13 protein-coding genes are annotated in these 14,589 nt (G+C 46.1%); 5 read left to right on the top strand and 8 right to left on the bottom strand.

All coding sequences use genetic code 11. The features are described from left to right. Positions 1 to 155: 155 nt before the first annotated feature. A complete protein-coding gene (locus ACLHR0_RS00005; protein WP_436484146.1) occupies positions 156 to 2,768 on the bottom strand; it encodes a DUF7133 domain-containing protein in 2,613 nt (870 codons plus the stop codon). A gap of 128 nt (positions 2,769 to 2,896) precedes the next feature. Further along, a complete protein-coding gene (locus ACLHR0_RS00010) occupies positions 2,897 to 4,444 on the bottom strand; it encodes a S41 family peptidase (protein WP_436484147.1) in 1,548 nt (515 codons plus the stop codon). Here ACLHR0_RS00010 and ACLHR0_RS00015 point away from each other — a divergent pair, their 5' ends adjacent. From ACLHR0_RS00015 to ACLHR0_RS00035, 5 genes are all read left to right on the top strand, one after another. Then, positions 4,445 to 4,726 carry a RagB/SusD family nutrient uptake outer membrane protein gene (locus tag ACLHR0_RS00015; protein ID WP_436484148.1) on the top strand — a complete coding sequence of 94 codons (282 nt, stop codon included), beginning with the start codon at positions 4,445 to 4,447 and terminating at the stop codon, positions 4,724 to 4,726. Positions 4,727 to 4,731: 5 nt separating this feature from the next. Continuing rightward, positions 4,732 to 5,022, top strand: coding sequence for a RagB/SusD family nutrient uptake outer membrane protein (locus ACLHR0_RS00020; protein ID WP_436484149.1), 291 nt, complete (start codon positions 4,732 to 4,734; stop codon positions 5,020 to 5,022). Next, the gene (locus ACLHR0_RS00025; protein ID WP_436484150.1) at positions 5,003 to 5,143 is read left to right on the top strand and encodes a RagB/SusD family nutrient uptake outer membrane protein; all 141 of its coding nucleotides are present in this window, start codon (positions 5,003 to 5,005) and stop codon (positions 5,141 to 5,143) included. The genes ACLHR0_RS00020 and ACLHR0_RS00025 overlap by 20 nt, the downstream gene beginning before the upstream one ends. A 178-nt stretch (positions 5,144 to 5,321) precedes the next feature. Next, positions 5,322 to 6,617, top strand: coding sequence for an AAA family ATPase (locus ACLHR0_RS00030; protein ID WP_429046019.1), 1,296 nt, complete (start codon positions 5,322 to 5,324; stop codon positions 6,615 to 6,617). After that, positions 6,602 to 7,291: an RloB family protein gene (locus tag ACLHR0_RS00035; RefSeq protein WP_436484151.1), complete on the top strand. Its 690-nt coding sequence runs from the start codon at positions 6,602 to 6,604 to the stop codon at positions 7,289 to 7,291. The genes ACLHR0_RS00030 and ACLHR0_RS00035 overlap by 16 nt, the downstream gene beginning before the upstream one ends. Before the next feature lie 375 nt (positions 7,292 to 7,666). Here ACLHR0_RS00035 and ACLHR0_RS00040 read toward each other — a convergent pair whose 3' ends face one another. The 6 genes from ACLHR0_RS00040 to ACLHR0_RS00065 form a co-directional block, all read right to left on the bottom strand. After that, positions 7,667 to 8,434, bottom strand: a complete 768-nt coding sequence (locus tag ACLHR0_RS00040; protein WP_436484152.1) for a hypothetical protein — start codon at positions 8,432 to 8,434, stop codon at positions 7,667 to 7,669. A gap of 62 nt (positions 8,435 to 8,496) precedes the next feature. After that, the gene (locus tag ACLHR0_RS00045; protein WP_436484153.1) at positions 8,497 to 9,840 is read right to left on the bottom strand and encodes an SMI1/KNR4 family protein; all 1,344 of its coding nucleotides are present in this window, start codon (positions 9,838 to 9,840) and stop codon (positions 8,497 to 8,499) included. A gap of 49 nt (positions 9,841 to 9,889) precedes the next feature. After that, positions 9,890 to 10,447, bottom strand: coding sequence for a dihydrofolate reductase family protein (locus ACLHR0_RS00050; RefSeq protein ID WP_429046009.1), 558 nt, complete (start codon positions 10,445 to 10,447; stop codon positions 9,890 to 9,892). A gap of 103 nt (positions 10,448 to 10,550) precedes the next feature. Continuing rightward, positions 10,551 to 11,342 carry a helix-turn-helix domain-containing protein gene (locus tag ACLHR0_RS00055; RefSeq protein ID WP_436484154.1) on the bottom strand — a complete coding sequence of 264 codons (792 nt, stop codon included), beginning with the start codon at positions 11,340 to 11,342 and terminating at the stop codon, positions 10,551 to 10,553. A 43-nt stretch (positions 11,343 to 11,385) separates the two neighbouring features. Further along, complete coding sequence (locus ACLHR0_RS00060; RefSeq protein WP_436484155.1) at positions 11,386 to 14,037, bottom strand: hypothetical protein; 2,652 nt, start codon at positions 14,035 to 14,037, stop codon at positions 11,386 to 11,388. Positions 14,038 to 14,042: 5 nt separating this feature from the next. Next, positions 14,043 to 14,582, bottom strand: coding sequence for a DUF4402 domain-containing protein (locus ACLHR0_RS00065; RefSeq protein WP_436484156.1), 540 nt, complete (start codon positions 14,580 to 14,582; stop codon positions 14,043 to 14,045). Positions 14,583 to 14,589: the final 7 nt, after the last annotated feature.

Consider the following 14,589-nt stretch of genomic DNA (forward strand, 5'->3'; position numbering starts at 1 on the left):
TTGCTAAAGCAAGCTGACATTAACTATTTATTCTCTTAAAAAACACCTGATCATCATAATGATTATTAGGCCATCTTTTGGCTAAAACAAAGAAGCTGTCTCAATTAATTATGAGACAGCTTCTTTTAATATAAAGTCAATATTATGCTAACCAGTTATTTTTTCTGCTGCGCAAGATAGCTAACGAGCGATGCAAGTTCCTCGTATGATAATGCGTTGGCAAGGCCGGTTGGCATCATCGATGTTTTCATTTCCTTACGGGTCAGGATATCGGCCGTTTTAACGGTGAATACCTGGCCGGTGATATCTCTCATGACTACCCTGGCGGAAGTTTCTTCCGTAACAAATCCCATATAAGACTTGTTGCCTTTCGCCGTGATCATCACCGTGGCAAATCCCTGTGAAATAGATGCGTTAGGTTTGAGAATGGATTCCGTGATCTGCTCCCGGTTCATGATGGATCCGATCTGTCCCATAAAAGGACCTTTCATTGTTTCTCCTTTATTGATACTGTGGCAGGCCACACAACCCTGGATGGTAAACAATTGCTTTCCCCTGGCCGGATCTCCTTTTAATTTATTGATGGCCAGCAACACATCTTCGATAGATGACTTACCTACCTGACCTTTTTTACTTTTTATCTTTTCCAGGTCTACTTTAGGTTCTTTCACCGGAGCCGCTATCACTTTTTTCTCTGCTGCGAAAGCAGGAATATCCATCCTGTTGCGCGCATCGAGATCCCTGAAAAACGCTTTGCCGGTGGGGCTTGTTTTCAGCGATTCTTTTTTAAGGAATTTTTCGATAGCCGGTGATGCTTCCCAGGTTACTGCTTTGTAGTAGGGGCCATGCGAGTCGGGCCTGGTTCCCCACCACCATGATGCATCATAGGTATCTTCTTTTTTGTAGAGGCGTGCTAAGGTGGTGATGATCTGCCGTTTTAGTTTCGCATCTTTCGACAGCTCGTAAGCATTTATCAGGCCGTCCACTGCCTTCGGATCATGCATGTATCGTAGCGCCCACAAGGCAAGCGTGGCATTTTCGGTGTTGATGGCTGCTACGGTGGCATCTACGGCGTGCAGATTTACAAGGGCCCGAACTGCCAGGTGAGGCAGTACGATAGCTGCATTAGGCGTAGCATGCGGTCCTTCGATATCTTTAACAGGTGCAACAAATGAGGCAGGCACTTTGGTTTGCAGCAAAGCGCTGGCAGTTTCAATGCGACCTAAACGTCCAAGTCCTATTATTGCAGCAGCCTGTACGCGCGGAGACGGATCTTTAAGTCCTTCCAGGAAAGGTTCAGTGGCAACATCTTTCAGGAGACCTTTCCGGTCGGCCAAAGCGCGCAATGCATGTTCCCTCATGGTGGCATCTTTTGTTAAGGCTGTTAAAGCGGGGATGCCTTCTGCGCCGGCAATTTGTGCGTATGTATAAAGACCGGCCACACGTGCAAATAACGGCAACTGCACATCTGAAGCGATTCCCAGCGCTGCGGCAATGGCGTCTTTACCGGCGCGTGCGATTAATTCCTGGGAGGCATTCAAACGGGCTACCGCGCTGGCCGATTTAAGCAACCGGGCCAATTCTTCAACAGAGGCTTTGGCCACGTCAGGGAATGGCTGGTAAGTCCAGTTGTTTGGTACCGCGCGGATTACATAACCTTTCTCCGGACTGCCGGAATAGCCTGCGCCATCCCATGCGGAAAGGTAAAGCCGGCCGGAGCCGTCAACATCCAGATCTGTAATCTGAGGCAATCCTATAAACTCCTCTTCTTTTTGGGTGAAGGTCGGGCCATCGGGCGTTACGCGGTGAATATACAGCATGCTCCGGCCCCAATCTGCCATCATGGGAACGTTATTGTATTTCTCCGGCCAGCTTGGTTCCGCCATGTATAAAGCGCCTGTGCCTGAGCCACCGCCAAGGTCTGCAAGCGCTGGTAATATTTCGTCTGTAAAATGCTGAAACAATACCGGGTATCCATATTCCCCGGATTGGATATGGTGGGAAAACCGCACATTCCATCCACCGCCGTCATTGGTATTTTCTCTTGTAAAAATATTCATGTAGGGGTCAATGGCCACGTCATACACATTGCGTGTACCATGGGTAAATATCTCCATTTCCGTACCGTCGGGGCGTACCCGTACGATACCACCACCAAGCATGGTCAGTTTCTTACCGGAACGGTCTGTTGCATCATGAAATCCAAAATCACCTACCGCAATATAGATCCAGCCATCAATACCCATCCGGATACCGTTAGTGGCATGATCCGTTCCCCGCTCCTGGATGTATTTGGTATTACTGAGGTTTTCGATCAGTGGCTGGGGAGGTCCGTCTGCTTTTCCGTCCCCGTCTTTATCTTCAAAAACAACCAGCGCCATTCCTGACGCTTTACCGGTTTCTTTGGAAAATGTGGTATGCAATACAAAAACCCGGCTGCCCTGCACAATGATGCCACGCGGGTTATCCACCGTTGCAAATTCAATATGCTGGTCCATTTTACCGTCGTTGTCCTTATCAATAAGCTTAAGAATCCGGCCTTTGCCCGGGTCCTTTCCTAATGAACCGATCATATCCACTCCTACAAACACTTCGCCTGTTGGCGCCACTGCAAGGCAGGCGGGGCTGGGCGTTATATCCGGACCGGAAAATCTTGTAATAGTTAATTCAGGTGGATTGGGAGCAGTGGTTTGAGCGTCTCCAATAAATTGATTTGAGCCAATAAATACTGCAAGAGAATAGATCAGGCCGAGAGAAATTTTCGTCATTTGTGTTCGCTGTATTAATAAGATAGTATTGTTCAGTGCTTTGCCAAAAGCAAAGGTCAATATAGAAAAAATAAACTTTCAGGCCGGAATTATTTGGCGAACGGCACCAGGTGCTGTTGAATGCGATGCTATTTCCCCTCTGTCAGCTTCAATACATATTCCATCTGTGTATCGCGGTTTTGCATAAAATCGCTGAAGGAAGGCCACACGGTATAATCGGGAATAATCCCTCTACCTTCCGGCTGATCCGGTTTTACAGGTGCGTCCTGCTCCACATAAACAATAGAGAATTTCGTTTTTATTTTTGAGTGCGGCAGTTCGTATATCATGGATGCATGGCCGTTGTGGACATAATAACCACCAACAGTTTCCACCCCCACAATGGTCACATTGCGGGCATAGGCTTTTACGAGAGAAGCCAGGTGGGAGGCCGCCGATGCCACGTTTTCATCAATCAGTAAATATAACTTTCCTTTGAAACCAGGACTCTTAGGGTGGTATACCGGGTTGTACTTCGGGTTTTGCATATTCCTGCCGTTGTGCAGTGCCGGGAAATAATCTTTCAGAAACGCTTTTCCGGCAACTTTGCCCGCCGAATCCAGTCTTTCCGCGGTGGACACGCCCCAAAAGTATTCTTCATACGGAATTCCATTATCAAAGATGGTATATGCCAATGTATTCTCTTTGAAGCTTGTATCCGTGAGGTACATCATCGGTTGTTCAAAAGTAGGATCACTGCCGCCGGGATTACCGCGGATATCCAGGATGAGGTGCGGGATACTGTTGTGGCTAAGCGCCTGGAATACGCTGTCGAGAAACGCCACATATACCGGGAAAGCCGGATCAGCCGCGTCGCTGGCCATGGAGAATATCCGCAGGCTCAGTAAACCTGTTGAAGGGTTTACCATCTTAAAACTATATTTGGGCTGCACATTATAATCGATCAGGCTGTCGACCGGCGCGCTATGACGCCGTATTAAGTTTGCTTTTTGTTCTTCCAGCGATACCGCCGGTACTGTAACGGTTTGCTGCCGGGTAGTGCCCGGAGCTGTAAACCGGATGGCGAAGCTATCATTAATGCCATACTCATACAGGTAACGCAAACCATAGCTCCTGTTCACGCTGCCCGATTGCTTTTGTGTCTGGATAAATCCATCGGAGGTCATGTACTTGTAAAAGGATTGCATCAGGTCTTTGTCTGCAACGCCGTTGATACTCATTATCCTTGATCCTACCGGAATATCGGGCGTTTCGCTATTGAAGATCATATTGCCGTCAATATACTTCAGGGCAAAAGGAAAGAAGCCACGCTGCCGGTTGAAATACCCGACCAGGGCGGCATCCGGCTCTGTATAATTATGACAGCTTCCTTCAAAATCGGTGAGCTGCAAAATGATCTTATAAAAAGCCACAGTGGACATAGGTTGACGCACCTGGCGGAAGGCCCATTGGTAGATGCTGTCGACTTGCTTCGGGGTGCGGTAGCGATACAAACCAGAGTTGGCTTTTTTACGGATATCGAGAAACACCTGCAGGTCCTGCTTCATTTCACCGGGATTGAGCTGCCGGTTGTAGATGGAGAGGCTGTCGATAGATTGGTTGGCCCTGGATAGATGTTTGGTTGATTGTGCCCATCCCTGGTGCACCAGCAGTAGCAAAAACAGTACTTTTCTCATTTGGTTTTTAAGATATCAGGGGCGAATCTACAAAAACCTGTTCCATTTCGCGCGGACAGCCTGGCCTATTACTGGAAAAATCCACTGTACAAAAACAACCGTGATCCAAGGCTGACAGCCAGCGTTCTTTTCCCGGGGCAAACATTTGTAAACCGTTTGCTGGACCCATTCACGGCGGGATCGGCAGACCAGATCGGGGCTGCGCAATCCACGCAAACCGGCTTCTGGGTGAGGAAATATCTCGATGCCAAAGATGTGTCCCGCAATATGCCGGCACCTTAAATTTTATGATCATCCGTTACGCAGAGATCTTACTGAGTTATGTAGAAGCCTTAGTAGAATCGGGCGACTGGCAAAACCCGGATGTATTGCTGTATCTCAACAAGATCCGCAACCGCGCAGGAATGCCAAATGTAAATACGGCGGTGTATAACACCGCTGAAAAAATGCGTGAATTATACCGCCGGGAAAGAAAAGTGGAGCTGGCATTTGAAGGTACCCGCCTGTTTGACATACGCCGCTGGAAGATAGGAGAAGAAAGTTCTGAAAGGGCCCGCGATGGGTGCTATCAATCCTAATACAAGTCAGCCGGTAATTGTAGAGAACAGGATATTTGACCGGGAGCGTGATTACCTGTGGCCGATTCCCCTGGTGGAGATTAATGGGAATCCGGCGATGAAGCAGAATCCGAAGTGGTAATTTGATTAGACCGACCTTTCTACCAGGTTGTTTTTTATCCCGATGCCAAAGGCGCTCTACTAACTGAGCGCCTTTCTTATAATAATTATAGTCAAAATTCGAATTTTTCTCATTTTTATGCTATACAATGAATTTATTTTACTATATTTGAGATAATTTCTCATAAATAGACAATTCTATGTTATTAGAGTTTTCCGTTACTAATTATCTTTCCTTTAAAGAAAAGACTACATTAAACCTTTCAGCTACAGCTATTAAGGAACATGTTGCGTCAAATATTTTCACCTCCGGACGCCATAACTTGCTTAAAGGGGCTGTTATCTATGGTGCTAATGCCAGTGGCAAAAGTAATTTTGTAAAAGCCATGTCTACTATGAGGCGACTTGTATTACAATCATTTGAACAATCTTCTACAGATGAGTTGGATATTACGCCTTTCCTGTTAAACACTGAAACAGAAAATGCTCCCTCCTCTTTTGAAGTTGTATTTCTTATTGGCGAAAGTAAATATCGTTATGGCTTTGAGGTGGATAACCGCAGTGTATTATCTGAATGGCTTTTTGATGCCCCGAAACAAGCCGAAAGGCCTTTGTTTATCAGGGAAAAAGATGGTATTGAAGTAATGCCAAGGGTTTTCCCGGAAGGGAGAGATCTGGAAGAAAGAACAAGGGACAATGCACTATTCCTATCAGTGGTAGATCAGTTTAATGGCAAGATTGCCAAGCAAATAATGCGTTGGTTTCATGATTTTATCACCATTTCCGGATTAAGTCATGAGCGATATAAAGGCGTAACATTTGATTTGCTTGAAAACAAACACACCCAGCATCTTTTACTTGATTTCTATAAAAAAGTTGACCTGGGATTTGATGACATTACCATTTCCAAAGCCCCTTTTGATCCGAGAGAACTGCCCAATGACCTGCCTGAAAACCTTCTGAAACAGTTAATTACCGATCTTGAAGAGTCTTACAGAATAGATATTAAAACCGTTCACAAAAAATACAATGCAAAAAATAAGGTGGTCGGCAATGTTGAATTTGATATGCGTAGCCAGGAGTCTTCTGGTAGCAATAAACTGTTCAATATCTCAGGCCCCATCTTTGATGTACTAAATGATGGTGGAACACTTGTAGTGGACGAGTTAGATGCCAGCTTGCACCCTTTATTAACGCTGGCAATTACCAGACTTTTTAACTCCGCCGAATTTAACAAGAACAACGCACAGCTGATATTTGCTACACATGATACCAATCTGCTGAATTATGGTAACTACCGTAGAGATCAGATTTATTTTGTAGAAAAAAATAAATACGGAGCTTCTGAAATGTATTCACTCGTGGAATATAAAGAAGAAGGAAAAACCATTCGTAAAGACCGCTCTTTTGAGAAGGATTATATAGAGGGCCGGTATGGTGCTATTCCGTTTATTGGCAACCTTTCAAATGTAATTACGGAATGGCAAGAAAAATAAAGATTCCAAATGAACATTTAAAGCGTTTCAAAAGAGAGGAACAAAAGCGCAAAATTAATGTAAGAAATAAACGCAGATATTACCTGATAGTTTGCGAAGGTGAAAAAACTGAACCTAATTATTTTCAGGGCCTTAAAGAGGATTTGCCTAAAGGTGTACTAACCTGGTGTCAAATAGATATTGAAGGTACTGGCAGAAATACCCAGTCGCTCGTTGATGAAGCACTGCGCCTAAAAAAGTGGTATGAGCAGGAGTATAACAGACCTATTGATAAACTTTGGGTTGTTTTTGACAGGGACAGCTTTTCTGCAAATGATTTCAATAATGCTGTTCAACGATGTCAGAACACAAAACCTGTAATAGGATGTGCCTGGACTAACGAGGCTTTTGAACTATGGTATCTGCTGCATTTTCATTACTATAATCACAGTATGAGCAGAAAAGACTACCAGAATGCTATTGAAGATAATTTAAAACCTATACTGGGAGGAGGATATAGTTATCAAAAGAATAGCAGGGATATGTATGATCTCTTGAAAGAACATGGAAGTTTAGAAGCCGCAACAAGGAACGCTAAACGGTTGACAGAAAGTTATGCAAAACGAGAAGATTATGCGAATCATAATCCTTGTACAATGGTATGGCAGCTGGTAGAGGAATTATTGAATCTGTAGCCGACCTGCGAATCCTGTATCCTATACCTGACTTTGCTCTCAAATACAGCGCATTCCCTCTGAAACCGGATAGAACTGCAATAGCAACAGGCGTTTACCTACAGAAGCCGTGCAGGAAAGGTGGACTTGATCAGGAGATGTGATTGGGATGAATTTGATCTTCGCGAAAGGTATTTTAGGAAAGAGGATGATGTGATTTTTACTGATACGATGACCTTCTTACTCCCCCAAAGCGGCCGGACGCACACTTACGGGCATAACAACGCACAGAAAGGCAGTTTCCTTTGCAGGGAAATATATGCTGATGGAAGTGGTGATGATAATTACCGCGCTGCGTAGTCTACAGCATAGTTAATGCCATGACTATGGCGTAACTCATTCCCGTTGCCGCGCAGATACCGGCAACGTTGTTTTTTTTGTGGCAGGCAGCGGGTGATAAGGCAGCACTCTTTTTACATGAGGTATCTTGTTTACTTTAACGGGTTGCTTCTTTCTGGCAGCAGGCGCCATTACCGCAATGATGTCAGCGGCCTTGCTCCGGCGGTTTTCAATAGCAGCGCCATGTTCATATGCTTTTACCTGTAAAGTGACCAGCAATGTACCTTTCCCGGGAACGGTGGCGGCCAGTTCAGCGCCGTTGAAAGGCCGGCTCAAATCAATTATGATGGCCGAATCAATACACCCTGTTACCTGCCGTTGCGCGAAGTTAATACGAACAGCCACCACCGTAATTTCCAGGTGCGTTGCTTTGGCGGGCGGCCACAACTGCTGTGCTGGTATATGCAGCATTCCGCCGGATGTGATAACTGGTTGGTGCGAAAAGAACTGGTCCACGCCGGTATACGGGTTAAACCGGAAGCCTTTCAGCTCCGTGAGGCAATCCTTTGTTGCGGTGATCAGCGCTTTGTTTAAGCGGTTCACCAGCGTGCCGCAGGGATTTATTTCCAGGCGAGGAACGATGGCCTGCCGGATCAGTTTCCCTTTCCTGCTGGCAACACCAAAGTCACGTGATGCTCTCCGTGTAGCGGTAGTTTGCCGTACTGCATCCGGCATGCTGCGGAGGAAGTAGGTTCCATTTCTCCGGTATCCTATGACGTTGCCCAATTTACCGGTGAATTGGAGCAACCCTGTTTGTTTTGCCATAAGGGGTTAACATTTTTACTGAAAATACGAAATTATTTTCAATGAAATCAGCAGCAAAATCATCACTTTTTTAACTTCTCAATGGTCAATCCCATTTCAGCCAGCCTGTGGCCAAGGTTGGACAGGATATGGTCTTGCTCCGTTGGAAATCTCTCTGCTATCTTTTTATACACTGGCAATAATCTTTTATCCTTCACTCCGGATAGTGCCTGCAATGCAGCATGCACCACATTATTTGAAGGATCATTTAACCCATTGATAAAAACATCCAGGTAGGCAGCCTTCTTTTTAACTTTCCCTAAAGTATAAAAAGCTGTTTTCCGGATATCTTCATTGCTGTGGGTTGTCATCGGAACAATTAAATGCGCGTAGTCCACTTTCATTTCTTCCAACAGGTAGGTGCAAAACCGGAATATTTCCTCATCATGGATGTTCAGGATATTTTTTTCGATGACTTCCTGCCATTCCCTACTTTTATCTTTTGCGTACCACCAGATAAATTTAGCAACGGATAAGAGATCAATATCGCTGTAGGCCACCAGGTGAGGCTTTGCCAGCGGGTAGCTGAACTTTGTGAGCGCCTGCAGCCAGTCGCGTTTGTACTCTTCTTCTGCCTCCCGGTATTCCTTTTCCAGTATTGCAGCAACCGCCGGTTCAACGCTTCGTTTGCACACTATGCCGGTGATGCAGTTCAGCCGGGTTGTTTTATCTGAAGCAGCATGGTATTTTTCCAGCAGAGAAGTTACACTTCCTCCCATGGCATAGCCAAACCACGAAACACCATCTGCCAGCAGGTCTTCAGAAATTATTTCATCCAGCCAGCGTTCATACCAATCGAGGAAATTATTTTCAAAAGTGAATCTTGGTTTTTGCCTGTCTATATCAATGTTTACTACCTTACCGGCATGTTCCCCGTTTAACACCAGGCCATGAATAAAGGCGCATCCCTGTGATCCGATGGGTAGAATACCAGTGTAAATATTTTGTATGGCGGCATCGTATGCTTCATCTGAAAGATCCTCCCTTTCGGTTTCCTTTATGAGATTATTCCATTCGTCGTCTGATATACCGGGGTAAATTTTTACGGGTTCACTTAAATATTCTTCAGGATTACTTGTCAGGTCATCCGCACCTTTCTTCAGCGGGTAAATGCCATAGTACGGACCTGCAGCTGAGCCGGCCTGGGATACTCCTCCATGTCCCACATAAAGCAGGAATGCCCTGAAACTTCCGGGTAAAGAAATGTTGTGTTCTTTTTCAAAACCCGAAAGTTGAGCTTCCTCCAGCGGTGGATGGATGGTGTATTTATGGTAGCTGGCGCCGAATACTTTCAGCTGTTTATCTTTTTGCTTTGCTGCTTTTAATTTGGTGCTGATCCGTTCTATTTGTTCCTTAAACTGATGCATGGGGGTTATTTTAAATTAATTAAAATTAATTTTTTTTCCCCACAAACTTTTACTTCTTCTCCCGCTGATAAGTAAGCACTACTACCCCGCCATCCAGTATTTTTGTATCAGAAAGATGCAGGCCACCGGGAAGTTTTCCGTCTTTAAAGAAACGTTTCCCACTTCCCATGATGACGGGATGTACAAAGAATTTGTATTCATCAATCAGATCGGCTTTGATAAGCGCGTCTACCAGGATGGCGCTTCCTTCTACCTGGATTTCCTTGCCGGGTTGTTGTTTCAGCCGGGTGATTTCTTCTATGACATTGTTTTTTATGATCGTGGTATTTTCCCACGCGGCTGTTTCCAGCGTTTCAGATACTACGTATTTGGCTACACTGTTTAGTTTTGCGGAGATGCCCATTTCGTTGTTTTTCATCTGCGACCAATAAGGCGCCAGCATTTCATATGTTTTACGGCCAAAGAGGATGGCATCGCAGGCGTGAATACCTTCGCTGATCAGCTCCTGCCGGGCGGGGCTGTCGTAGGGCATAAACCATTCTCCCATTGTTTCTGCATCGAAGATACCGTCGAGTGTGATCCATTCGGAAATGACTAACTTTCTCATGTTATTTTGTTTTTGTTTTTTGATGATGATTGTTTACAGGTACAAAATAACAGCACCTTTCCCCCTTATGATAGAAGAAACCCGACAAAATGAAAAAGATGGATTAACCGGGGAAGTTGTTCGCCTGTTTTACATACTCCAGGGGAGAGTAATGGGTAAAGTCTTTAAACGCGCGGATCAGGTGACTTTGATCTGCATAGCCGTTTTCCAGTGCCACGTCGATCATGTCTGAAAAGTTATTCTGACTAAGCTGGCGGAAGGCGGCGTTGAACTGGCAGATCCTGCTGTACATTTTTGGCGTAAGACCAATATGTTGTTCAAACAACCGTTGCAGTGTGCGTTCTGTGGTATATACTTCTTTCTGAAGATCGTTCATTAACAGGGTACCCTTATTTTTCTGAATAAGGCGGGTGGCAAAAGAAATGGTTTCATTTACCCGGATCTTTTTTGACCGCACCAATGTGAGTACATAATTATTCATCAGTTCCAGGCGGCCGTTTAAAGAGGGCGTATTGAGCAGCTGTTCTTTCAGGCTCATTTCCCTGGCGGGATCATCATAGCTCAGGTCTATACCCTGATCTGTGAGTTCTTTGGCATTGTATCCAAAAAGGGAGGGCAACATAAAGGGATACAGGAAATAGGCAATCACGGTTATTTCACCTGCCGTGTAAAGCCGGATGGGGCGGGTATTCTGACCGTACAATACCAGGTGATGACTTTTTTTTGTGGTGCTCAGCATCCTTGCCGGGTCTGTTAACTGGAAAGTAATACTGGGATACCCGTTGGCGATGAGGGGAAGAACCGCTTCATAGAACATACTGTTATTTTCAAGCACCACGATGTTGCTTACATAATCAGCTATAGCAGGAGGAGGCGTAAGTGTTTGTACTTTCATTCCCGGGAAAGATATAGGCTAATTTAGGAAAAAACAATGGTTGTTATTCGACCTTTTCTCTCCGGAGCCTGAATTCCAGTCCGTCTACCACGTCTCCTTCCATGCGCAGCCTGATGGTAAGCGGCAGCTTCGCAGGAGTGGCGGTCATGCCGAGTTTTTGCAACTGCAGCGGGTCTATTCTTACCGTATAGGTTCCGGGCGGCAATCCCATATAATTGAAATAGCCATCTGCTTCCGTTTGGGTACGGGCCACCAGTGTGGAATCATTTCTGTAAAAACCGATGGACAGGCGGCCTATTCCCTTTGTTACATTTTGTTCTTCCAGGATCACTTTACCGGATACTTCGCCCATAATCACCACCGGCACTTCCACCAGTTTCATCTGGTTGGGATCTATTGCTACACTGATAGCGGGTTTCTTTATCTGCCAGGCAACATTCTCAAAACTGTTCTTTCCCAGTTCGATAAAATAGTATTCGTAGGGCTCCATATTTACGATGCGGATGGTGGTGTCGTGTTGATTCTGGAGAATCCGGCCGCCGTTACAATTTGTTTTGAGGCCGTAGGCTTTGGGCTCACCGGGATCGCGGCGGTCATTGGCGTTGAGATCCAGGAAGGGCAGCAGTACTACGCCTCCTGTTCCCACGCTGGTGCGGTTGCTGAATCCTGCGAATTTGGCTTTATCATCGTATACCAGGCTGCCGCGTGCAGATTCTACCAGGGTAGTCATGTTAGTTCCTTTCCAGGCAGAAAACCCGATTTGTGAGAAAGCGAAATCATAACGCAAACCGATGCCCACATTTGTGATATTACTTTTATAGTTACGTTCATAGGATACGTTCATGTAACCATGTCTGAAAAGATATTTACCCAGCTCGCATCTTACCGCCATCAGGCTGTTGCTGTTGTATTCATATTGTACCTGGGGAGTAATTAAAATTTCTCCCGGCAACCGGTAGGTGAGCGCGAGGTTGGTATATACAAACGGCGGTTCAGGTTTTATAAAGATGGCATAGGTATTCACGTTAACGCCTACACGGAAAACTGCCCCGGACACCAGCCATTCAGCGGTCGTATATTTTGTTTCCGGTAAGATGATCTGGTTGAGTGTGACGCGGTTGAAGAAAGAGAATTTTTTTGCCAGGAAGGGCTTTGAGATAATCAGCTTTCTTTCTTCCACAAAATTATAAATAATGGCCTGCTGACCTTTCTTATACCTCGTATAAAACAGTTCGAACTGTAAGTTGGAGGGCATTCGATACGTGAGTATACCGCGTCCCCGTACTCCGTAGGTATAATCGCCCGCCAGCAAAAGATTGGACGCCACACGGGCAGAAGCCATCACAAAAGGCATGGCCTTTCCGGTGGGTATAGACGACAGGTACTCCATGCCTCCGCCCACTGTTACATTCCGGCTGAGGCCATAGTTCATTTGCACCCTTGAAAAGATACTCCGGTGTCCATCTTCCACCATACCGGCGCTGGCAGTATATTCAAATTCATGCAATGGCAGGAAGTTAAAAGGGATGCTGATATTTTCCTCTCTCGACCGTTCCTCTCCCCAGGGGCCATAAAAGCGGAGCCGCACCACAGAGTTACCATATACAAGTGGCACCTGGAAAGTAAAGAAGCCGGCTGCATCTGCAGTTGTATAATCCACCAGGGCGTTGTTCACATATAACTCCACGGTCCATCCGGGATCTGTAAAATCGCTCAGGGTATAGGAACCATAAGAGCGCCTGTAGGAAGTGGGGGTATTTGTAAACTGCACGCCTACCACCGGATCAAAGATAGATGCCGTGGATGGCGTGAATATTTTACCTGCAATGATCTGCCGAAGGGCGCTGTGATCATTATTCACATAGCGCCACCGGTAGTATTGCTGCCGTTGATCAAACGGCTTGATCAGGGCGCTGTCGTGGCTATAAGGCAGCTGCTGCTCTGCGTAGTTATTGTAATTAAGTGATACGCTGGTTTCACCGCCCAGAACAACGCCCCCCATAGCAAGGTTTAACCAGGTATTACCGGCGCCGCCTTCAGGGCGTTGTGTAGCTACCACCGACCAATCGGCCATCCCGATACTGAACATCTGCCTGCGGGGGCCGATGATGGTATCTGCTTTCAGTTCTCCTTTTAACCGGCTGATATTCCGGCGCATCATTTCCTGCCGCATTTCCCTGATAGCAGGCAGCTCCTGCCTGGTTTCCAGTTTAACAGAGAGCGAGCGGAAACTAAATTTACACTGTAGTCCGAACACGCTTGCAAACATACCGGTTTTCAGGTAAAGCGCGGTTTCTGTGCTCACCATATCATCTTTATTCAACGGCACGATTTTATCCTGGTAGTGAATCACATTGTTTTTTTTATCTACCAGGAACGGGGCGTTTTCATTGATAAAGAAACCATATATAGAATCCATATGGGGTGAGGCCGTGTTTCTTATCTTCAGAAAATTAAAAATATCGGTGATAGATAAGTAGGCAGAATCATTGTTGATAACGGCGGGAATTTCGGCCCCTCCTATTCCCTGCACTACCACGAAAACAGAAGTTTCATAAAAAACAGGTTCCGGCTCTATGGCTATGGCTTTCAACGGAGCTGCAAACAGTATAGCGCAAAAGATCATCCACACCGGCGTTACCCGGAATATGCTGCGCAGGCAGCGGAGGATGATATTTTTGCTTCCTGTTGTCATATCCGTTATTCCTGGATAAACGTGACGTTAAATACGCCGCTGTACGAGCCCGATGGATTGGATGGCGGGCTGCCCACGGTGAGCGTTCCGCCGATCCTCACCAGGTTTCTTGCCGGTGGTGTAGCAGTTGTAATAAATGAGCTTCCTGTGCTGGCGGCGCCCACATGTAAAGTGATGGTACCACCGTTGCTCCCGGTGAGGATGACATCGGGTCCGTTTAATATGGAAATGAGTGTACCCCTGTTTGCTTCTATTTCAAAAATGGCGGGTGAAAACGGATACCCCAGGTTGGCCTGCACTACGCTGCCAGTTACGGCGCGCGAGCCATCGGGATAGATGATCACTGTTCCGCCGGATAATCCCTGGAAGAAGGCGCCGAAGATGAGACCCTGCGCGGGGTTTACATATACCGCAATAGGGCGCGGAGGCGGCTCCTGCGCAGATGCGGCCGCATATCCCAACAGCACCAGGATACCTGCTACTAATAACCGGTAGCCGAACTGCCTGAGAAGATCCATATCTTTTATCATCCTGGTGAAAAACATCTCAAAA

Source organism: Chitinophaga sp. ARDCPP14 (genome assembly GCF_051362515.1).
Classification (GTDB): Bacteria; Bacteroidota; Bacteroidia; order Chitinophagales; family Chitinophagaceae; genus Chitinophaga.